Source organism: Candidatus Rhodoluna planktonica, from assembly GCF_001854225.1.
GTDB classification, from domain to species: domain Bacteria; phylum Actinomycetota; class Actinomycetes; order Actinomycetales; family Microbacteriaceae; genus Rhodoluna; species Rhodoluna planktonica.
In genome coordinates this window covers 471,579-490,688 of sequence record NZ_CP015208.1, presented here as the reverse complement: position 1 = coordinate 490,688, position 19,110 = coordinate 471,579, and the positions used below count along the sequence as shown (strand labels likewise).

General features: G+C 52.0%; 20 protein-coding genes. 5 read left to right on the top strand and 15 right to left on the bottom strand.

Going from position 1 to position 19,110, the window contains the following annotated elements:
- The first annotated feature begins 3 nt into the window (after positions 1 to 3).
- On the top strand, positions 4 to 2,211 hold the full coding sequence (gene glgB, locus A4Z71_RS02475) for a 1,4-alpha-glucan branching protein GlgB (protein ID WP_418219385.1): 2,208 nt from the start codon (positions 4 to 6) through the stop codon (positions 2,209 to 2,211).
- A 40-nt stretch (positions 2,212 to 2,251) separates the two neighbouring features.
- On the opposite strand, the gene A4Z71_RS02470 is transcribed toward glgB, so the two are convergent.
- Positions 2,252 to 3,163, bottom strand: a complete 912-nt coding sequence (locus tag A4Z71_RS02470) for a tetratricopeptide repeat protein (protein WP_070954385.1) — start codon at positions 3,161 to 3,163, stop codon at positions 2,252 to 2,254.
- Positions 3,163 to 4,872, bottom strand: coding sequence for a DUF8094 domain-containing protein (locus A4Z71_RS02465; RefSeq protein WP_070954384.1), 1,710 nt, complete (start codon positions 4,870 to 4,872; stop codon positions 3,163 to 3,165). Before A4Z71_RS02465 ends, A4Z71_RS02470 begins: the two co-directional genes overlap by 1 nt.
- Before the next feature lie 78 nt (positions 4,873 to 4,950).
- Between A4Z71_RS02465 and A4Z71_RS02460 the strand changes: the two genes are divergently transcribed.
- Positions 4,951 to 6,021, top strand: coding sequence for a DivIVA domain-containing protein (locus A4Z71_RS02460; RefSeq protein ID WP_070954383.1), 1,071 nt, complete (start codon positions 4,951 to 4,953; stop codon positions 6,019 to 6,021).
- 27 nt (positions 6,022 to 6,048) lie between these two features.
- The gene (locus tag A4Z71_RS02455; protein WP_084028388.1) at positions 6,049 to 7,101 is read left to right on the top strand and encodes an AI-2E family transporter; all 1,053 of its coding nucleotides are present in this window, start codon (positions 6,049 to 6,051) and stop codon (positions 7,099 to 7,101) included.
- 27 nt (positions 7,102 to 7,128) lie between these two features.
- Here the strand turns inward: A4Z71_RS02455 and A4Z71_RS02450 are convergent, their stop codons facing one another.
- Positions 7,129 to 7,851 carry an alpha/beta hydrolase gene (locus A4Z71_RS02450; protein ID WP_070954382.1) on the bottom strand — a complete coding sequence of 241 codons (723 nt, stop codon included), beginning with the start codon at positions 7,849 to 7,851 and terminating at the stop codon, positions 7,129 to 7,131.
- Positions 7,852 to 7,892: 41 nt separating this feature from the next.
- On the opposite strand from A4Z71_RS02450, the gene A4Z71_RS07015 reads away from it, so the two are divergent.
- Positions 7,893 to 8,093: a hypothetical protein gene (locus tag A4Z71_RS07015; protein WP_145943888.1), complete on the top strand. Its 201-nt coding sequence runs from the start codon at positions 7,893 to 7,895 to the stop codon at positions 8,091 to 8,093.
- 51 nt (positions 8,094 to 8,144) lie between these two features.
- Here A4Z71_RS07015 and A4Z71_RS02440 read toward each other — a convergent pair whose 3' ends face one another.
- From A4Z71_RS02440 to rpsB, 8 genes are all read right to left on the bottom strand, one after another.
- On the bottom strand, positions 8,145 to 8,810 hold the full coding sequence (locus A4Z71_RS02440; protein WP_070954380.1) for an aggregation-promoting factor C-terminal-like domain-containing protein: 666 nt from the start codon (positions 8,808 to 8,810) through the stop codon (positions 8,145 to 8,147).
- 41 nt (positions 8,811 to 8,851) lie between these two features.
- On the bottom strand, positions 8,852 to 9,565 hold the full coding sequence (locus tag A4Z71_RS02435) for an HNH endonuclease family protein (RefSeq protein ID WP_070954379.1): 714 nt from the start codon (positions 9,563 to 9,565) through the stop codon (positions 8,852 to 8,854).
- Positions 9,566 to 9,570: 5 nt separating this feature from the next.
- Positions 9,571 to 10,128 carry a DivIVA domain-containing protein gene (locus A4Z71_RS02430; RefSeq protein ID WP_070954378.1) on the bottom strand — a complete coding sequence of 186 codons (558 nt, stop codon included), beginning with the start codon at positions 10,126 to 10,128 and terminating at the stop codon, positions 9,571 to 9,573.
- A gap of 12 nt (positions 10,129 to 10,140) precedes the next feature.
- Positions 10,141 to 11,004: a phosphatidate cytidylyltransferase gene (locus A4Z71_RS02425; RefSeq protein WP_070954377.1), complete on the bottom strand. Its 864-nt coding sequence runs from the start codon at positions 11,002 to 11,004 to the stop codon at positions 10,141 to 10,143.
- A complete protein-coding gene (frr, locus tag A4Z71_RS02420) occupies positions 11,004 to 11,564 on the bottom strand; it encodes a ribosome recycling factor (protein ID WP_070954376.1) in 561 nt (186 codons plus the stop codon). The genes A4Z71_RS02425 and frr overlap by 1 nt, the downstream gene beginning before the upstream one ends.
- An 18-nt stretch (positions 11,565 to 11,582) precedes the next feature.
- Positions 11,583 to 12,293: a UMP kinase gene (gene pyrH, locus A4Z71_RS02415; RefSeq protein WP_070954375.1), complete on the bottom strand. Its 711-nt coding sequence runs from the start codon at positions 12,291 to 12,293 to the stop codon at positions 11,583 to 11,585.
- Between the two features lie 94 nt (positions 12,294 to 12,387).
- Positions 12,388 to 13,215: a translation elongation factor Ts gene (gene tsf / locus A4Z71_RS02410; protein WP_070954374.1), complete on the bottom strand. Its 828-nt coding sequence runs from the start codon at positions 13,213 to 13,215 to the stop codon at positions 12,388 to 12,390.
- Positions 13,215 to 14,063, bottom strand: a complete 849-nt coding sequence (rpsB, locus tag A4Z71_RS02405) for a 30S ribosomal protein S2 (protein WP_070954373.1) — start codon at positions 14,061 to 14,063, stop codon at positions 13,215 to 13,217. The genes tsf and rpsB overlap by 1 nt, the downstream gene beginning before the upstream one ends.
- Positions 14,064 to 14,334: 271 nt before the next feature.
- On the opposite strand from rpsB, the gene A4Z71_RS02400 reads away from it, so the two are divergent.
- On the top strand, positions 14,335 to 14,967 hold the full coding sequence (locus tag A4Z71_RS02400; RefSeq protein ID WP_070954372.1) for a M23 family metallopeptidase: 633 nt from the start codon (positions 14,335 to 14,337) through the stop codon (positions 14,965 to 14,967).
- 65 nt (positions 14,968 to 15,032) lie between these two features.
- On the opposite strand, the gene A4Z71_RS02395 is transcribed toward A4Z71_RS02400, so the two are convergent.
- The 4 genes from A4Z71_RS02395 to A4Z71_RS02380 are packed head-to-tail and all read right to left on the bottom strand — an operon-like array spanning position 15,033 to position 19,092.
- Positions 15,033 to 15,938: a tyrosine recombinase XerC gene (locus tag A4Z71_RS02395; RefSeq protein WP_070954371.1), complete on the bottom strand. Its 906-nt coding sequence runs from the start codon at positions 15,936 to 15,938 to the stop codon at positions 15,033 to 15,035.
- 9 nt (positions 15,939 to 15,947) lie between these two features.
- Complete coding sequence (locus A4Z71_RS02390) at positions 15,948 to 17,189, bottom strand: DNA-processing protein DprA (protein WP_070954370.1); 1,242 nt, start codon at positions 17,187 to 17,189, stop codon at positions 15,948 to 15,950.
- Entirely contained in the window at positions 17,186 to 18,739 is a 1,554-nt protein-coding gene (locus A4Z71_RS02385; protein ID WP_070954369.1) for a YifB family Mg chelatase-like AAA ATPase, read from the bottom strand. The genes A4Z71_RS02390 and A4Z71_RS02385 overlap by 4 nt, the downstream gene beginning before the upstream one ends.
- On the bottom strand, positions 18,739 to 19,092 hold the full coding sequence (locus A4Z71_RS02380; protein ID WP_070954368.1) for a YraN family protein: 354 nt from the start codon (positions 19,090 to 19,092) through the stop codon (positions 18,739 to 18,741). Before A4Z71_RS02380 ends, A4Z71_RS02385 begins: the two co-directional genes overlap by 1 nt.
- Positions 19,093 to 19,110: the final 18 nt, after the last annotated feature.

Here is a 19,110-nt window from a genome sequence, read left to right as displayed (position 1 = left end):
GAATTGATGTCCATGACAAAAACCGATTCCAACTTCCCCGAACTTGCCAGCGATTTTGTCAGCAGCGTTGCCCATGGTTCGCATCATGAACCCCACAGCCTGTTAGGTATCCATCCGCATCTAGATGGCTGGGTAATTCGAACTTTGAAGCCTTTGGCAAAATCAGTTTCGGCGCGCACCAAGGTCGGCGATATCTCACTTACGCATTTGAGTACCGGAGTTTGGCAAGGCTTCATCAAGGCAAACAAAGCCCCCGCCTACCGAATCGTCGCAGCCTATGACAATCAAGATGGTGAAGCTGAATGGTTGGTTGATGATCCTTACCGCCACCTGCCCACTTTGGGTGAATTCGATCTGCACCTGATTGCCGAGGGGCGACACGAGCAGTTGTGGCAGGCCCTAGGTTCGCACAGCCACCAAATTTCTGATGACCTAGGTGAAAGTCACGGCACCAGATTTGCGGTTTGGGCACCAAACGCCAAGGCGGTCAGAGTCGTCGGTGATTTCAACCACTGGAACGGCGTTGCCCACTCGATGAGAGTCATGGGCTCAAGTGGAGTCTGGGAACTGTTTATCCCAGGCGTTGGGATTGGAACCAAATATAAATACGAAATTTTAACTAAAAATGGTAACTGGGTCACAAAAATTGACCCGTTGGCTAGAGCCACCGAGGTTCCTCCGGCAACCGCATCGATTGTCACCGAGTCGAAACATAGCTGGAAAGACTCAAAATGGCTGAAAGCAAGAGCAAAACGCGATGCTCTAAAGAGTCCAATGTCAATTTACGAACTTCATGCCGGCTCCTGGCGACTAGGCCTCAATTACCGAAGCCTCGCCGATGAACTAATTCCTTATCTGAAGCAGACGGGGTTCACCCACGTCGAATTTATGCCACTGGCCGAGCACCCGTATGCGCCATCCTGGGGTTATCAGGTCACCGGTTACTACGCACCAACGAGTCGATTTGGCAGCCCTGACGACCTCAAATATCTAATCGATCGCCTGCACCAAGAAAATATCGGCGTGATCTTGGATTGGGTGCCAGCACACTTTCCAAAAGACGAATGGGCACTTTCGAGATTCGACGGCGAACCGCTTTACGAGCACGCCGACCCACGCCGGGGTGAACATCCAGACTGGGGAACCTACATATTTGACTTTGGTAGAACCGAGGTCAAGAACTTTTTAGTTGCCAACGCCCTTTACTGGCTCGAAGAGTTTCACGTTGACGGTTTGCGAGTCGATGCCGTTGCCTCAATGCTCTATCTCGACTATTCGAGAGAGGGTAGCGAATGGCTGCCTAACCAATTCGGTGGACGTGAGAATCTCGACGCCATTCAATTCATGCAAGAGGTAAACGCAACTGCCTACCGTCGAAACCCTGGCATCATGATGATTGCCGAAGAGTCAACCAGTTGGCCCGGGGTTTCGGCTCCAACCGACAGCAACGGCTTAGGGTTTGGCTTCAAGTGGAACATGGGCTGGATGAACGACACCCTGCGCTACGTGGAAAAAGATCCGGCATACCGTTCGTACCACCACGGTGATCTGACTTTCTCAATGCTCTACGCTTACAACGAAAAGTTCATCTTGCCGATAAGCCACGACGAAGTAGTGCATGGCAAAGGCTCGCTACTTTCTAAAATGCCGGGTGACCGTTGGCAACAACTGGCCAATGTGCGCGCCTATTTGGCTTTCATGTGGGCTCATCCGGGAAAGCAGCTGTTGTTCATGGGTTCCGAATTTGGTCAGCAATCTGAATGGAATCAAGAACGCGGTTTGGAGTGGTGGATTCTTGACCAGCCCAGCCACCGAGCACTGCAAAGCCTGGTCAGCACTTTGAACAAGCTTTATCTAGAAAACCCGAGTTTCTGGCAGCTAGACCACGAATCAACTGGTTTTACCTGGATTGATGGCGGCAACTCTAGCGCGAATCTCATCAGTTTTATTCGCTGGGATGAGGCTGGGACCCCAATCGTCGTAGTGATAAATTTTGCTGGCCAACCGCACCATGATTTTGTCTTGGGCTTGCCGCTGCCAGGAGAATGGGATGAAATTTTGAACACCGATGCTAGCGAATTTGGTGGCTCTGGGGTTGGCAATTTCGGTCGAATTACTGCTTCGGCCGAAGGTAGTCACGCACAGCCCTACTCGGCAAAAATTTCAGTTCCACCGTTGGCAGCAGTCTGGTTTAGGCCCGCCAAGGCCTAACTGCATGAAGTTGATTTACCGGATTAGTTAGGTAATTCGGTTAAAACAGCAACATGGTCAATCGCTTGCGAGCGTTGATCACCGATTCATCTTCAGCACCGATAACTTCAAACAGCTCAAGCAATCGAGCCCGAAGAATGTCTTTATGCTCACTTGCGCTGAAAGCATCAAGAATTGTGGCAAATCCGGCAGCGGGTTGGCCAATCGCTACCAGTGCGTCTGCCTTTGCCAAAACTTCTTCATCGGTAACGGCAGGGCTCGAAACGACCGATTCGAAATCGGTGTCTTGGGTTCTAATTAGCAAGCCGACCTGAGCCAAACCAGCCTGCGCTAATTTGTCAGCGGGATTCTGCGCTATGGCTTTCTCATAGAACGTTTTAGCCGCCTGGTAGTCGCCGCTACCAATGGCGTCGTAGGCCGCTTGGTGCAACGGCGGCAGCATCGGCTCGGCAGCCTCTTTGGTTTCTGTCGAGACTTTGAGCGTGCCGGCTAAACCGTTCTCGGTAGCGACCTCGATGAGCCTGTTCATCACCGCAGAAATTGCCTCAGCACTTTGGTCACCGTTAAATAGCGGGACCGGTTGACCCTTGATCAGGGCAACCACCGCTGGGATTTCTGCAACCCCAAAAACCTGAGTTAACTGCGGGTTGGCCTCTGCGTCAATTCTGACCAGTAGCAACCTTGGTGACATCGAGCGCACAGCTGATTCGAGCTTTGTTTTTAGGCTCGCACTCTGCTCAGACCAAGATGCGTGAAACTCGATAACCACTGGAACCGAGTTCGACACCGCAACAAAACTACGCAGATTCTCTTCGGTTGCTACAGCCACGACATCAGGAACCGCGATGGTGCTGCCCGATTGTGCAGCATTCTCGCCTGTTGCAGCGGGTTTGTTTCTAAGACTCGACAAATCTACGGCGGAGGCCAGCGACGCCCGACTAAGTGGATCCATTAGAGACTCCTAACCGAAAGTAATCCTTGTGTGGCTCCGAGCAGTCGAATCCCGCTCTCATCTGCCACTGCTGGAACGTAGAACAAAAGCATGTTTCCGTAAAGAGTGCGCACACCCTTGGTGGAACCATCGGCCCCCAGCAAAATCTTTTCTAGACCCGTCACCGCAACCGCAGAATTTCGGTTCTTAGGTTTGATTGTGTAGATATCGGTCAGATAAACCGCGACCAAAGCGCCGGAATTGCTGGTACTCAACGACAGCACATTTTTTTCATCGCCTAGTGCGTGAGCAAATGTGATGTTGGCATCGGGCAAATTAGCAACCTGATCTTTTTGGCTCTTCGAAACCTGCTGATAGTAGGCATCATTCTCTAAATCGAAGAGGCCTGCATTGAGGCTCGCCATACCGTTGTTTAGCACGTCACCATAGGACGCAGCCAGATCAATCGGTGGCAACTTGAGGAACAGCGATGAAGAGTCGACCGGAATTGCTCCGAGTTCGGTAGCCGGAACCTCAGGGATTTCTGCACCCGGTATTAATCGGATGTTGTAAATCATCTTGTAGTTTGTGCGTGGACTCTCCTGCTGCAAAACCAGCATTTGCGGATAGGTTTCTTCGCCCTCGGCGTCGGTCACCGCCATAACCGTTCTCGGCCAAGAGGTACTGGCCGCTGGCAAGCTAAATGATATTGGCGCCGCTGCGATGGCCGGTAGCGCCTCAATCGACGTTGATTTCGAGCGCAACACGTAGTGAGCTGCGCGCAGACTAAATGCCGGACCGGCCACTCGCGGGGTTAAGAGTTTCTTGTCAGAAACCTCATCAGCTTCAGCAACAACCTGAGAAACCTGGCCCACGATTCGAGTCAACTGGGCCGAAGTGATCACCGCAGGGGCGACCTCAATCGCGCTGGCACTTGGCGATGGTGAGGCACTCTCTGTGGCTTGAGGATTCGGAGTACAGCCGGCTAGTAGCGAAAGCATCGAAATTCCGCCGACGAAAGCAACCATCCGTCGTTTAGCCGATCTGCGGCCACGCACCGGTGCTTGGCTTGGTTTGCGCTTCACCCGATACCGTGGTGGTTTCGGCGGAGCCGGAGTGCGTCGACGCGGCCCTCGATTTCGGCGCTGAATTCGATAGGCGATTAGATTCAAAATCATGGCAGCCGTGAGAAGCACAGCACCGGTAATAAGCCAAAAATTTGACCAGTAAAGGTCGTGATCTACTGGCCAAACAAGCTGAACCTGGGTGGGCGCATCAGCCTGACCGTCGCTGGCAATTAGCACCCCAGACTCATCCTCGACACTTACTGCCAGGGTTGCCGTTTGTTCACCAGATTGTTCATAGCGCCAAAGGTCGGAACCCACCGGAGAAGCCAAATCGCGCCCAGCGGTTACGACCTCTTCAAACAGCTCGCCAGACTGCGCGTCAAAAGAAATGATGCCGCGAGTGTTATCGCCAACCCAAGCCTCAACATCTGTTTGCCGGCCATAGGCGATAAACACCTTGTCGCTTCCTGTCGCAGTGACTTTTGGGTTTCCCGCAGCTAGGCGCAGGGTCTCATTTGGAATCACCAGGTAAGGGGTTTGAGTGTCTAGGGTAATTGTCTTGGCAATGGTGGGTGCTGGGGCCCAAATCGTGCGCTCAGCTAAACCAACAAGAAGCGCGACCACCGAAAGGACAAAAAGCGCAGCAGCAATTACAAAGCGCATTGAAAATCCAATCGGGTAGACTTTGGTTCAGGCTTTTTACCTGCCCTAAAGTCTACCCAAGTGCCTAGGAGCCGCTCTTTGTCTGGCGAAGAAACTGAATTTCCGCTCGTAATGCGTGGCTATGAGCGCGGCGCTGTTGACGATGCAATCCTTGACCTGCGCAAAGAAATCCTTCATCTTTCGGCGCAAAATGCCAACATGCTGGCTCAACTTAAAGAACTCAACCGACAACTGGATGAAGCTCAGGCGCGTTTGGCAGAAGCCGGCGACCCAAGCTATTCAGGAGTGGGTGCCAGAGCCGCACTCATTTTGAGCACGGCAGAGGATCAGGCTCAGAATCTGGTAAGCGAAGCCAAATTAGAAGCACAGCGAATTATTGCCGCGGCAACTAAAGAGGCCGATTCGGTAACCGGTGAAGCTCAGGGTCTCTACGATTCACTGGTGGCAGAATCTCAACGCCGCAGCGATCGCATTTTGAGCTCAGCCCGGGCAGATTACGACGAAATTATTAAGCGAGCCAAAGACGAGGCCGCCCGCTTAACCGATGAAGCAATTCGTGATGCCGGCTCTATCCGTGGCGCAATTTCTACCGAAGTAGCCAAGATGCGTGCCAACGCTAAACGCGAAGTCGAGTCGCTAAAGGCAAACGTTGAACGCCAGTTAGCTGAGCAGAAACTGATTGCCGCTAAACAACTTCGCTCCCCAAACGACCTTGAAAACGCTATCTCGATAGTGACCGAACAGGCCCGCATCGACCTCGACCTTGAACTAACGGCACGCCGTGCCGAGGCGGAAGCTGAATACCTGGCTAAGCACCAGGAAGCTGTTGCTGCCACTCAGAAATACCTAGATGACGCCAATGCCCAGCTTTCCTCGGCCCTAATCCGAGCGAATGCGGCCAAACTTGAAGCCGAAACTTTGGAGGCAGCGGCCATTTCGATTACTCAGCAAATCACCAGTGAAGCTCGCAAAAAAGCAGATGGAATTGTGGCGGCAGCTGAAGCAGAATCGAGAAACCTAATCGGCCAAGCTCGCAGCGAAGCGCAAGCAAAACTGGATGCCGCCAATTTCGAGCTGTCAAGAATTCAGGCCGAACGCGAATCAGTCGAAGTTTACCTTCGCAACTTGAGACAAGTCTTAGAGCGATAACGACCCCTAGAAACTAGGTTAGATACCATGCAAGGAAACATCAGAGTCACAAACGCCTTCCAAATAGGCCTGCTCGGTGGCCTGGGCGTGCTGACAGCAATCCTGATTGGGGGCGCAGTCGCCACCATTGCCAACATCATTGCCTATGTTTTCGCGGCTATTTTCATCGCTTTGGGGCTCGACCCTTTAGTGAAGCGGGTAACTCGCTTGGGGCTCAACCGCAACCTAGCTATCCCCCTGGTCGCAGTGACAATCTTCGGCTTTTTTGGATTACTGCTCTGGAACCTAATTCCCACCCTCGCTACTGAGGCCGCACACTTTATCGACTCGGTTCCGAACCTAATTGCTGGCTTCACGCAACTCGAATGGGTTAGGGCCATGGATCAGCAGTTTGATGGCGTGATTGTTGATGCGCTCGAGCGTGCCGGCGCATACCTAGCCGACTCACAGAATTGGCCCACCATGCTCGGTGGAGTAGTTCAGGTTGGCCTCACCATCTTTAATGGCTTCTTCGGAGCAATTGTGGTGGTCATCCTCAGTGTTTATTTCATGGCCTCGCTGGAGAGATTCAAGAGCTGGGTCTATTCGCTAGTTGCGCTTAGCCGCCGCAAAGTCTTCGAACAGATTGCCGAGCAGATTGCCGAATCGATCGGACGCTATGTCATGGGTCAGGTCGCGATAGGCCTGCTGGCCGGCATTGCCAGCCTGATCATGATGACAATTTTGGGTATCCCCTACGCCCTAGTCCTTTCGGCACTGGTCTTCTTGTTCGGATTGATACCTCTAATTGGCCCAATTATTGCGGCTGTGCTGGTTAGCCTTGTAGCGCTTAGCGTCTCGCCCACTACCGCGCTCATCGCGGCAATCTACTACTTGATTTACATGCAGGTGGAGGCTTACCTGTTCAGTCCTCGAATTATGAGCAAAGCGGTAGCTGTTCCCGGAGCAGTGGTGGTGGTTGCCGCTCTAGCCGGAGGAGCACTGCTCGGTGTGATGGGAGCGCTAATTGCCATCCCGGTTGCTGCGTCAATCATTTTGATTATTCGCCAAATCTGGGTGCCTCGCCAAGACAGCAACTAGCGAGATAACCACCAGTGCAAAATCTTGCTACTGCTGCCAAACCGAAGGCAGTGGATAGTGCTTCGGGTTGGTAATTCGCACAATCTCATTCAAGACACGAGCCGTCGAAACCTCGCCCACCCACAGATGTTTTGCTCCGTCAATTCCGAGCACTTCGGCTTGAGGTATCGGAGCAAACCGCATTTTGGCCTCTTCAGGTCGCAAATAATCGTCTAACTCGGGAACAATAGCCACAATTTTTTTAGCCGCCGAGGACCAGCGCAGCAATTCTTCGTTAGTGGTTCGGCGCAGAGGCGGCGAAAGCAGGATGATGCCCTCAACATCGTGTTCGAGCCCATATTTCAAAGCAAGTTCGGTACCGAAAGACCAACCCACCAACCAAAGATTTTTCAAACCCAGCGATTGCGCGTAGTGCACGGCTGCGCGAACATCGTAGACCTCACTAATGCCGTCGCCGAATTCACCCTCGCTTTTCCCACGTGGTGATTCGGTACCGCGAGTATTGAAGCGCAACACGGCCAAATTCGCGAGGGTAGGTAGTCGGTTCGCTGCCTTTTTGAAAACATGAGAATCCATAAAGCCGCCGTGGGTGGGCAGCGGGTGCAGAGTAATCAGGGTTGCATCCGGCGACTTAGAAATCGGCATAGCCAACTCCCCAACCAAATTCAAACCATCTTCGGTCTGTAAATTAAATTCAGTGCGAACAGAAGGCAGTTCCACCCCTGAACGTATTTCAACGAATTCGCTCAAAGCAGTACTCCCTGAAATGCCTTCCAACAATTGCTGTGAAAATGTCTTCTAGTTTCAACCCCACGGATGGTATCCCAAGCAACAAGGTGAGCTGTCCCCTTGGCGATCTGGATCTGGCAATGTGGGCAAACCCAACTCTTGTCATCCTCAGAGTTGAGCCCGGTGGTGCTTTGCACGGTGTACTCGGTACCACGCTTGATTTCAGTTTTGCGAAAACCAGTCTTGATCAACGCAAGATTTAGTTCGACCGGCTCTGCCTTTTTTGCATTTCGAGGACGGTTTGAGCGGGGCAATTAGTACCAGCCCTTTTTGTCTGAGTGCGCCAATGCCCCACAGGGTGAACCGTAACGACCCTTGATGTACTTGATGCCCCATCGAATTTGTGTTTCTGGGTTAGTTAGCCAGTCTGCGCCCTCTGAAGCCATCTTTGTCCCGGGTAGAGATTGTGGAATACCGTAGGCGCCGGATGATTTATTTTTAGCGTTATAACGCCAATTAGACTCACGTTCCCAAAGCTTTACCAGGCAAGAATATTGCTCTGAGCCACCAAGCTCGACCTGGGTCAGAAAATCACGTGCGTATGCCTTTGCGGTGCCGGCTTGCGGTACACCTGCATCGGCAACGAACATGGCGGTTACTTCAGAACCGGTAACTATGTTGAATCCACCGCGGGCATAAGAAATGGTTTGAGTCTGAGCGAACCCGTAAGTCTCTTCTGGAAGCTCGCTTTCACCAGAAAAGACCAGAGTGTCAGCACTGGCAATGGTTCCGGAATAGGGGTCAACCACAGAAACCAAAAGCAACGAGGTAGAAAACAGAAAACCCCAGAGTGGTCGAAAAGCGTGCTTTTTTAGCTTTGGCAACCGAGGACGCGTGAAACGGGTTCCGGCTAATTTTTCGTCTATTTTGACGGTGATGCGGTTTGCGACCGAAATGTGTTCTGCTTCGTGTCTACCCATAAATCACCTCACTTGCCAAAACTTCAGTTTACCTTCAGCCATCAATTTGGTACAGCCTGTTTTGGGCAGGCAGATATTATGCCAGCCATGGCTTTCTTTTCAGCGGCTGTCACCCAAACCCTGTATTTTGCCTTCACCGCGATCTGCCGGGCAATGAAGGCACAGCGATAGGCCTTGTTTGGCGGCAACCAGGATGCGGCATCGGAATCGCTTTTCTGGGCATTGGTTGGGCCATCAACAGCCAATAGGTTGAGCGGGTCATTGGCAAACTGTTCTCTCCTGGTGTCCGTCCACTGTTGAGCACCCTTCTGCCAGGCATCACTTAGTGAGACAACATGATCGATTTGAACCAAACTCGAAGTCTTCACCCCGCGCACGAACTTTATAGTTTTAGCAGTGTATGGGTCTCGGAGAATTCCTGTTTCAACAATGCAACTATCGCCAGCACGCAATTTTTCTTGCCGTAAATCCCATTTCAAAATCTCGTTGCGCATGTCGCATCCGTTGGCAGCATCGCCCCAGCCATCGCCGAATTTGGCCCGCTCATAGCCGGTTTTGGGGGCTCGCCCCTTTACCGTGAGAGTCTGCAAAACTGCACTAGCAAGTTTGCTTTGGGTAAAAACACGCTCTTGCGGGGCGACAACTTGAACAGTGTCACGCTGAAGTAAATCACTTGCTATAGCCGGTGTTGAATTCAGCAACGCGATCGCGGTGAAAACTGACACCAGAGTTCGCGTGAGGCTGCGTTTTTTCATTTGAGTCAGGGTCGGCTGTTTTTCTCGATTTGCAGCGCTTCGATTACCCGATCAATAAAGGCATCAACCTGCGCCTCACGGTAGCCGTTTCGTGAAGACTTGAAAGTTGCTCGACGAACCGAATTCAAATCTAGAGCTGCTTTTTTCTCAAAGTGGTTGGTTATGTCAACACAGAGTCGATCGACCTGACGCCTTGAATAGCCGCGCAACAGAATTCCAGTTTTTGCAAATTTTCTGCCGTGCTTTCGGCTAAGTCGCCCCAAAATAATGTCGGTAACCCGTTGCAGACGATCGGCTACGGCCTGTTCGGAAGCATTGGCGCGCAACCTGGCTATTTCTTTGGCCGCGAATGAGTCTTCGAGGCGGTCGATTGCTGAATCTACCGCCGCAATTAGGTATCCGCCGGGTTCAAAATCAAATTCGACATTGCGCAGTTCACTGGCTGAAATGACTGCCTGGTCGGGATTCTGATGCTGAAGTCTGGCTCGTTCGATAAGTGCATCCACCTGGGCAGGAGCATAGCCGCGACGGTTGCCGGCTGCTCGGGGAAATTCAAAGCTCATAGGCCTATTGTTTCACGCTGTGAAAAGCGGAAAAATGAAAATGACGAAAAGGTAAACCGCCAACGAGGATGGCAGGATTGAATCGAGTCGATCCATAATTCCTCCGTGGCCGGGCAGTAAGGCGCTCATATCTTTCAAGCCGAGATCGCGCTTAATGAGTGATTCGGCCAAATCTCCGAAAACCGCGGCAAAAAGAATTATTGCTGCCAAGAGGATTCCGCCAAAAATGTTCAACTGCCAGAAACCCCAGGTGAAGGCGACGGCTGAAATTGATCCGGCAGCAATTGATGCAGCAAGTCCTTCGAGAGATTTCTTTGGGCTAACTCCGGGTGCCATTTTCGTGCGACCAAGCTTGCGTCCGACCAGGTATCCCATAGTGTCAATCAAGGCAACGGTAACCACCAAGGTCAGCACCCAGCCGGTTCCATCTTCCCGGGCCAGCAGCAGCATGGTGAAAGATGTCATCAGCGGAAGATAGATGACGAGGAAGGCCGCCGCCGCAAAATCTCGAACTGTTTCCCGAAGAGTTTGCGTCAAATCTTTTCGGCGTTCCCAGAGCAGGTGAACTGAACGCCACAAGATTAGAGCTGCGACAGTAGCCAGAGACTCCAACCACTGCATTGTTGGCCCACCAAAATAGGTTGCCGGCATGATGAGCACCGACCCAACAACTGAAGGAACTCGTGGCACATACCAGCCCTTAACGCGCAGAGCGGTCGATAGCTCCCAGGCTCCCGCACCAGCTGCCACAGCAGCCAAAACCACAAAAGCTTCTTTGTAAACCAGGATGGAGAGCAGGAAAGCTGCACCCAGGCCGAGCCCAACCACGACAGATTTCGAAAGAGATCTGCCTTGAGTACTGGTTGCTTCAGACATTAAACCTCGAGCAGTTCGGCTTCTTTGCGCTTCAGCGCTTCGTCAATCGCATCTACGTGACTCTTGGTTAGGGCGTCAAGCTCTTTCTCACCACGGCTAATTTCATCGTCGCCGGCAAGCCCGTCCTTCTTTAGCGCAGCCAAATCGTCGTTTCCTTTGCGGCGAATGTTTCGCACCGCGACCCGGGCATCCTCGGCCTTAGCCTTCACGATTTTTACGTATTCTTTGCGGCGTTCTTCGGTTAGGTCTGGCAAAGTCACGCGAATTAGGTTGCCGTCGTTCTGCGGGTTTGCATCCAGGTTTGGCATTTCTCGAAGTGCACGTTCAATCGCACCCAAAGCTGACTTGTCGTAAGGGGTAATCACGATGGTGCGGGCTTCGGGGTTTGCCAACTGGCCAAGCTGAGCCAACGGTGTTGGTGTGCCGTAGTAGTCAACCATCACTTTTTGGAATAGCTGAGGGTTGGCGCGGCCGGTGCGCACGTTAGAAAAATCTTCTTTTGCGGCATCTACCGCCTTGTTCATTTTGTCGCCAGCGGTTGCCAGAATTTCTGAAATCATTTTTTCTCCTGTTTGGGCCTAAGCCGATACGTAAGTTCCAATTGCGGCACCGCGGATTGCCTGAGTGACGTTTCCTTTGCCCTGCATGCCGAAAACTCGCATTGGCATTTTGTTGTCCATGCAGAGCGAAAATGCGGTTGCATCAACCACTTTCAAGCCGCGAACCAGAGCGTCTTGGTAGGTGATTTGGTCAAGTTTTACAGCGGCAGGATCTTTTTTAGGGTCGGCCGAATAAACGCCGTCTACGCCATTCTTAGCAACCAAAACTTCATCTGCTTTGATCTCTAGCGCACGCTGAGCAGCTACCGTGTCGGTAGAAAAGTAAGGCAAACCAGCACCGGCACCGAAAATGACAACTCGACCTTTTTCAAGATGACGGATGGCACGAAGTGGGATGTAGGCCTCAGTAACCTGGGCCATTGAAATTGCCGACTGAACTCGGGTGCTAACACCGGCCTGCTCAAGAAAGTCTTGCAGAGCAAGTGCGTTCATCACGGTGCCGAGCATTCCCATGTAGTCGGCTCGAGATCTTTCCATGCCTCGCTGAGATAGTTCTGCTCCACGGAAGAAATTGCCACCGCCAACCACAATCGCAATTTCAGCGTCTTTGGCTCCCTCGGCAATTTCACGGGCAATTTCTGCCACAACGTCGGGGTTTACACCGAGAGTTCCGCCACCAAAAGCCTCACCCGAGAGCTTAAGTAGAACTCGGCGCTTTTTGTGTGGCATGTGACCCTCCGTGCTGAATATTCCTAGGTTCTATCCTAGGCCGAGTATGAAAATGGCCCGGTCGAAAGACCGAGCCATTCTCAAGATTTTTTAGTTATGCACCGACGCGGAAACGCACGAACTGCGAAACCTTGATACCTGCAGACTCGAGCACTTTGCCCACTGACTGCTTGTTGTCTTTTGCATAGTCTTGGTCGACCAAAACGTTTTCTTTGAAGTAACCGGTAACGCGACCCTCAACAATTTTGGTGAGCGCAGCTTCAGGCTTGCCTTCATTGCGAGCGGTTTCTTCAGCCACGCGACGCTCGGTTTCTACGATCTCGGCAGGAACATCCTCGCGAGTTAGGTAGCTTGGCGAGAATGCAGCGATGTGCACTGCAACGTCGTGAGCGGTAGCTGCATCTGCACCCGAGAAGGCAACCAAAACACCAACCTGTGGAGGTAGGTCTTTGCTGGTGCGGTGTAGGTAAGCGTCGACAGCTACGTCGTTGACAACGGCTACGCGACGAAGTTCTACCTTCTCGCCCATGATTGCTGCTTCATCGTTGATAACTTCAGCAACGGTGCGACCATCTAGCGGTGCAGCCAAAGCTGAATCTAGATCGGTTGCCGCTGCTGCAACGATTGCGTCAGCGAGCTTCTCGGCTAGAGCAACGAACTTCTCTGCCTTGGCAACGAAGTCGGTTTCACAAGCAAGCTCAAGTAGGTAGCCGGTGCCGCCGTTTACACGGGCAACAACCAAACCGTTGCTGGTGGTGCGGCCTTCACGCTTTGCAACACCTTTTAGGCCCTGCACGCGCAGGAACTCTAGAGCCTTCTCAACGTCACCGTTTGACTCATCGAGTGCCTTCTTGCAGTCCATCATGCCGGCACCCGACTTGTCGCGAAGTGCCTTTACATCTGCGGCTGTGTAATTTGCCATTAGTTCTTTTCCTCTACTGCAGCTGCTGCTGCTTCTTCAGGCTGAGCAGCAACTTCGGCTGCTGGCTCGGTAGCTGCTGATTCGGTGGCGGCGGCGCCCTGCTCTAGCAGTTCGCGCTCCCACTCAGCAAGTGGCTCTTCTGCAGCCTCAGGCTTTGAGTGACGAGCGATCAAGCCGTCAGCAACAGCATCAGCGATAACGCGGGTTAGCAACTGAACTGAGCGAATTGCATCGTCGTTACCTGGGATGCCGTAAGCAACATCGTCAGGGTCACAGTTGGTGTCTAGGATGCCGATTACTGGAATGCCAAGCTTCTTGGCCTCAGTGATAGCAAGGTGCTCTTTGTTGGTGTCAACAACCCAGATTGCCGAAGGAGTCTTGTTGATGTTGCGGATACCGCCAAGAGCCTTCTCTAGCTTGTCTTTTTCACGACGAAGAATTAGCAGTTCTTTCTTGGTCAAACCAGACTTTGAAGCATCTTCGAAATCATAGGTCTCAAGTTCTTTTAGTCGAGCCAAACGCTTCTGCACGGTCTGGAAGTTGGTCAAAAGACCACCCAACCAGCGCTGGTTGATGTAAGGCTGGCCAACGCGTAGAGCCTGCTCTGCGATTGCTTCCTGAGCCTGCTTCTTGGTACCAACAAACAGGATGCTGCCACCGTGCGCAACGGTGTCTTTTACGAAGTCGTAAGCGCGGTCAATGTGAGCCAATGACTTCTGTAGGTCGATGATGTAGATACCCGAGCGGTCGGTCAGAATGAAACGACGCATCTTAGGGTTCCAGCGACGGGTCTGGTGACCGAAGTGGACGCCGCTGTCGAGCAGCTGGCGAATGGTTACTACTGCCATGGCAGTGCCTTTCTTGTGGCGCAAAAATGCGCCGGTTCAGTTATTTGTTTCGCGCGGTTGCACGAGACACCTGGTGTCGGACTTGCTGCGCCAACTAAATGGACTGATGCAAGCAATATCTGGTTCGACACGCGTAGTCGACGTGATTTGAAAATCAAGATTGATTAAGCAGAAAACGCCGCTTTCTCAAGGATAGCAGGGTCAAGCCCGAGTTTTCCACAGTTTTTTAGCGACTCGGTCGCCTGGTTTACAGAAAGTTCATTCTTGTTTCATGAAGTTTTTAACCTTGGGTGCGGCCATGCTTATCGGCATTGTGGCCTTGCCGCCGATTCAGCCAACTTTTTTGGCCAAATCTCAAGTATTGACCGAAGGCCAACCAGTACCCCAATCGGCAAGTCAAACAGTGTTATCTGCCACTGAGCAGAATCGCATCCAGCCGCTGCCCTATTCAGGCAAATTCGATGCGGGCCTCGACTGGTCTTGGCCAACAGCTAAACCTGGGCCCATCGTGAAACCTTTTATGGCCCCCAAAACCGAATACTCCCAAGGACACCGGGGCATTGATCTGAACACGAAAATCTCGGCAGGAGTGTTTAGTCCAGAAGATGGCTATGTTATTTACAGCCAGGTTCTGGGCTCAAGGTCGTTAGTTTCTATCGAACACCCAAATGGCTTCCGTTCCGAATTCGAACCGGTTTGCTCATCCTTCAAAAAAGGCGATTCTGTTAAGCGAGGCGAACTCGTTGGAGTAGTTTGCACCCCGGCCACAAACTATGTTTGGCATTGTGAATTACCACCCTGCCTGCACTTTTCACTACGCAGTGAACTGGGATATCTGAGCCCCGAAATTGCCTACGGTGAAATTCAACTAAGCAGGCTCAAGAGTTTCGGCTCGGTCAATTGAATTACCTTCGGCTTTTGAGCCTTTTAGTTCTAGCGTCAGTTGCTTTATCTCGACCGCACGTGCAATTACGCTCGTGGATGCGCAGATTTATAACCGGACTTCAAGCGGTCGATTGAAACGTGGGTGTAAATCTGTGTCGTGCCTAGGCTGGCATGTCCCAGCAGTTCTTGGACCGCGCGCAAGTCAGCACCACCGTCAAGAAGGTGTGTTGCGGCGCTGTGTCTAAGCGAGTGTGGACCGGCGGCACCTGTTGGAGTTTGGGACAACTGCTTAGCTACCAGCGAATAAACCTGGCGCACGCCCAATCGTTTACCTTGCGAATTCAAAAACAACGCGTCAGTTAGCTGTTCATGACGCAGAGTTTCACGACCGCGAACTAGCCAATTTTCAACCGCGTGTTTTGCTGGAGCACCAAAAGGCACCAGTCGCTCTTTAGAGCCTTTGCCGGTTACCCTTAGCAAGTTTCTGGAAAAATCAACACTGTCCAGATCGAGGCCGACTAATTCGCTAACTCGAAGACCACTCGAATAGAGCAGTTCGACAACGGCATAATCGCGCATCAACTGGGGATCTGATCCTTGGGCTTGGACTGCCATTTCGTTTAGTAATTCATTGATAGCCGTTGCCGAAACAACTTTGGGCAGAGTTCTAGAAGCTTTTGGCGACTTTAGCCGAGCTGCAGGATTTTGATCGACCAATTTTTTGTCATTTGCCCAGGCAAAGAATGCTCTGATCGAGGCACTTTTCCTGGCAATAGAGCTCTTGGCCAAGTCGCGCTGATTCAGCTGCCACAGCCATTCTCGAAGCGATTCGGTACTTATCAGGCTCAGATCTTCAGTTAGGTAGTCATCCAAAACACCTTGCAAGTCGGCCAAGTCGTTCAGATAGGCCTTGACCGTGTTGTTCGAATAGCCGCGCTCGTGTTTGAGATAGTCGCTAAAACTATTAACTGCAGCGGCGAAAGTAACCACGTGGCAAGCCTAATGGTCTGGTTTAGCAACTTTTGGTTTATCCCGACGCCAACCACCCGATGTCCGTTTGGTCAGCCCGACGAGTTCTAAGGAAGCGAGAGCCATATTCGTTTCGAACTCACTCATGCCAGATTCTTTAGCCAAAGCTAAAGTGCTTTTGGGAGTTGCGGTAAGTGCATCGAGACAACGCAAATCTAGGCTTCCTAAAAAATCTGCCACCCTGGCCTCGGTGGGCAGTTCATCGCGACCCAGAAATGTTAAGAAACTTTCTCTGTCATAAACCAGAGATGTCGGCATCGAACTGAAAATGCGGAAGCTTCCTTGGGATCCGAAATAATCAATGGGGCCAGGCACTATTGCCACATCTCGGCCCAGTCCAGCGGCTGCGTTGGCAGTGTTTTGGGTGCCCGAGCGCCAACCAGCCTCTACCACCAGGGTTGCCCGAGATGCTGCGGCTATGAGTCGATTGCGTCGCAGAAACCGCCATTTCGTTGGTGCCACACCGGGTGGCGACTCACTGATTAGAAGGCCGTGAGAGATGATTCTTTGAAATAGATCTTGGTTTTGCCACGGATAAAGCAAATCAATACCGCCTGCAAAAAAGGCAACTGTATTTCCTCCCGCTTCGATTGCAGCAGTATGAGCTTCGGCATCACAACCTAACGCTCCCCCAGAAATAACGGTGAAATTCTCTTGTGCTGCAATTTCTGAAAAGAGCCGGGTGCAGTTTCGACCATATTCAGAGGCTGTTCTGGTGCCGACGATTGAAACCGACGACTCGCAACTAACCTCACTCAAATTGCCTTTAGACCAAAGCAGCCAGGGAGCGTGATTGTCTAAGTCGTGAAGGCCGAATGGAAAACTCAAATCACTTGGCAGTAAAGTGCGGGCTTTATTTGCTTGGGTTATCGCGATTGCGTTCTGCACCGATCGCAGTGAAATTCTGGGCTGATATCGCTGCACAGCGCGTTGATGCTTAGTTGCGAACTCTTCGTCATCTGCAGTCAGCGAAAACTCCTCTTGCAAAGCCGAAATTGAATCAACCCCGAGCAACAAACTAAGTGTTCGAACCGCACCAAAGGTGGCTATTAGGAACGCCATATGCGAATCAGACGGTTCGGAAAATACTGAGAGAGCAATTCGAGCAAAATGCTCAAGTTGCTCTCCGGGATCTGCCCAGTTGATTTGTCGCAAGTCTTCGAGCCCGACCGATGGTAATTTGTCAAGCATGGCTTCGGCGGTATCAGTCATATGCCAACCCCCAAAGGCTGATCTGAGCCGCGCAGCAGCAAGGCACCGTCAAGATCGTCTTTGGTTGGCTGCTCGTGATTATTTAGATCGGCGATTGTCCAGGCTAAGCGAAGGCAACGATCAAACCCTCGTTGACTAATCGTGCCGCGCTGTAGAGCGAAATTGAGTTTCTGAGCAACTTGATTGTCGAGGCGAAAGTTGGTGCGAAGCAATTTCGGTGGAATTTGCGAATTGAGGCTAAGCCCATACTTGGCTAACCGGTTGGCCGAGATTTTTCGAGCTGCGATTACTCGCTCGCGAATTTCTCTGGAACTGGCCGCAGGCTCGGTGGCGGTTTTCGAACTTTGAGCCATAACAAATCGAATGTCGACTCGGTCAAGTAATGGGCCGGATAGTTTCGCCTGATACCGAGTGCGCGCTGATGCCGAACAACTGCACTTTTGTGATCCACCGAGGGCAAAACCGCATGGGCACGGATTTGCGGCAAGCACCAGTTGAAACTTTGCTGGAAAAATTGCCGAGCCGTTGGAGCGACGAATCGAAACCTCACCCGATTCAAGCGGTTGCCGCAGAGATTCGAGAACGTTTTGGGCAAACTCTGGTGCCTCATCTAAAAACAGCACCCCGTTGTGCGCCAGTGAAATGGCTCCGGGAACCGGATTGGCCATGCCACCTCCGATCAGCGCCGCTGCGCTGGCGGAGTGATGTGGCGCTTCAAAAGCCCGACTTAGATCGGCCAAATCGCGACCCCATTGAGCGGTTAGAGTCTTGGCTGCCAAAGACCTTATGGCAATTGACTCGAGTAATTCATCGTGCGTGAGCGGTGGCAAAATTGTCGGGATTCGCGAGGCGATCAGTGTTTTGCCGACACCTGGTGGGCCAACGAGCAGAAGATGATGGCCTCCTGCAGCAGCCACCGTGCAGGCCCAGATGGCTAGCGAATTACCTTGCACATCTGCCATGTCAGGCGCAAGTACCGACGGGCTTGTCTTGGTAACCTGCTGCTCGAGCGGGGGTTCGTAGTTTGGGACGGATACATTTTTGGCACCCAGCATCGCTGCGATCTGCAGCAGATTTTTTATGGGAATGACTTCAAGGTCGCTGACAAGTTTTGCCTCGGCAAAATTTTCTTCGGGAACGAAAGCCCTTGTGATGGCTAACTTTTTAGCCGCGAGCAGCGAAGGTAAAACCGCACTAACCCGATTGACCGAACCGGTGAGGCTGAGCTCGCCTAGAAAAATAGAGTACGGATCTAGTTGCCGAATTTGCCCCGAACTTGCCAGCACAGAGACCGCAATTGCAAGGTCAAAGCTGGAACCGTGTTTTTTTGTGCTTGCCGGCGCAAGATTGATGAGAACCTTTCGAAGGGGCCATTCGAGACCACTGTTGGAGATAGCAGTCTTGACTCGATCTTTCGCTTCACTGAGTGAGGCATCGGGTAGGCCCACCAGCGAAAAACTTGGCAGCCCGGAACCAACCTCAGCCTCGACTTTGACAATTTGCCCGTTGAGCCCCAACAGTGAAACTGCGTTAGCGATTGCGATGGTCATCAATACACCGCTTTGAGATGCTCGACGTGGCCCTTGCCGTTTGACACCAGGATGGCAATTGCATCGAGCCGAATTTTGAAACCGTAACTGGCATTTTGCCGACACCAGGCGTGAGCAAGCTTTCGCATTCGTTCAATTTTTGCCGGCGTTATTGCTTCGAAGGGGTGGCCAAAGCCAAGCCCGCTTCTGGTCTTTACCTCAACAAACACTAAGTGAGTTGCGGTGGTGGCAATTATGTCTATTTCGCCAAAATTTGTGCGCCAGTTTCTCTCGATTACGCAGTAGCCGCGCTGCTCTAAGAATTCAACGGCAAGGGCTTCACCGGCTTTACCCAGTTCTTGAATTTGATTCATGGGCCAATGATGAATTAG

Excerpts from the sequence above, each read along its gene's own strand:
- A4Z71_RS02470 (WP_070954385.1), bottom strand. The coding sequence starts at position 3,163 with ATGGATCCACTTAGTCGGGCGTCGCTGGCCTCCGCCGTAGATTTGTCG.
- A4Z71_RS02465 (WP_070954384.1), bottom strand. The coding sequence starts at position 4,872 with ATGCGCTTTGTAATTGCTGCTGCGCTTTTTGTCCTTTCGGTGGTCGCG.
- A4Z71_RS02455 (WP_084028388.1), top strand. The coding sequence starts at position 6,049 with ATGCAAGGAAACATCAGAGTCACAAACGCCTTCCAAATAGGCCTGCTC.
- A4Z71_RS07015 (WP_145943888.1), top strand. The coding sequence starts at position 7,893 with ATGTCTTCTAGTTTCAACCCCACGGATGGTATCCCAAGCAACAAGGTG.
- A4Z71_RS02440 (WP_070954380.1), bottom strand. The coding sequence starts at position 8,810 with ATGGGTAGACACGAAGCAGAACACATTTCGGTCGCAAACCGCATCACC.
- A4Z71_RS02435 (WP_070954379.1), bottom strand. The coding sequence starts at position 9,565 with ATGAAAAAACGCAGCCTCACGCGAACTCTGGTGTCAGTTTTCACCGCG.
- A4Z71_RS02430 (WP_070954378.1), bottom strand. The coding sequence starts at position 10,128 with ATGAGCTTTGAATTTCCCCGAGCAGCCGGCAACCGTCGCGGCTATGCT.
- A4Z71_RS02425 (WP_070954377.1), bottom strand. The coding sequence starts at position 11,004 with ATGTCTGAAGCAACCAGTACTCAAGGCAGATCTCTTTCGAAATCTGTC.
- frr (WP_070954376.1), bottom strand. The coding sequence starts at position 11,564 with ATGATTTCAGAAATTCTGGCAACCGCTGGCGACAAAATGAACAAGGCG.
- pyrH (WP_070954375.1), bottom strand. The coding sequence starts at position 12,293 with ATGCCACACAAAAAGCGCCGAGTTCTACTTAAGCTCTCGGGTGAGGCT.
- tsf (WP_070954374.1), bottom strand. The coding sequence starts at position 13,215 with ATGGCAAATTACACAGCCGCAGATGTAAAGGCACTTCGCGACAAGTCG.
- rpsB (WP_070954373.1), bottom strand. The coding sequence starts at position 14,063 with ATGGCAGTAGTAACCATTCGCCAGCTGCTCGACAGCGGCGTCCACTTC.
- A4Z71_RS02400 (WP_070954372.1), top strand. The coding sequence starts at position 14,335 with ATGAAGTTTTTAACCTTGGGTGCGGCCATGCTTATCGGCATTGTGGCC.
- A4Z71_RS02390 (WP_070954370.1), bottom strand. The coding sequence starts at position 17,189 with ATGACTGATACCGCCGAAGCCATGCTTGACAAATTACCATCGGTCGGG.
- A4Z71_RS02385 (WP_070954369.1), bottom strand. The coding sequence starts at position 18,739 with ATGACCATCGCAATCGCTAACGCAGTTTCACTGTTGGGGCTCAACGGG.
- A4Z71_RS02380 (WP_070954368.1), bottom strand. The coding sequence starts at position 19,092 with ATGAATCAAATTCAAGAACTGGGTAAAGCCGGTGAAGCCCTTGCCGTT.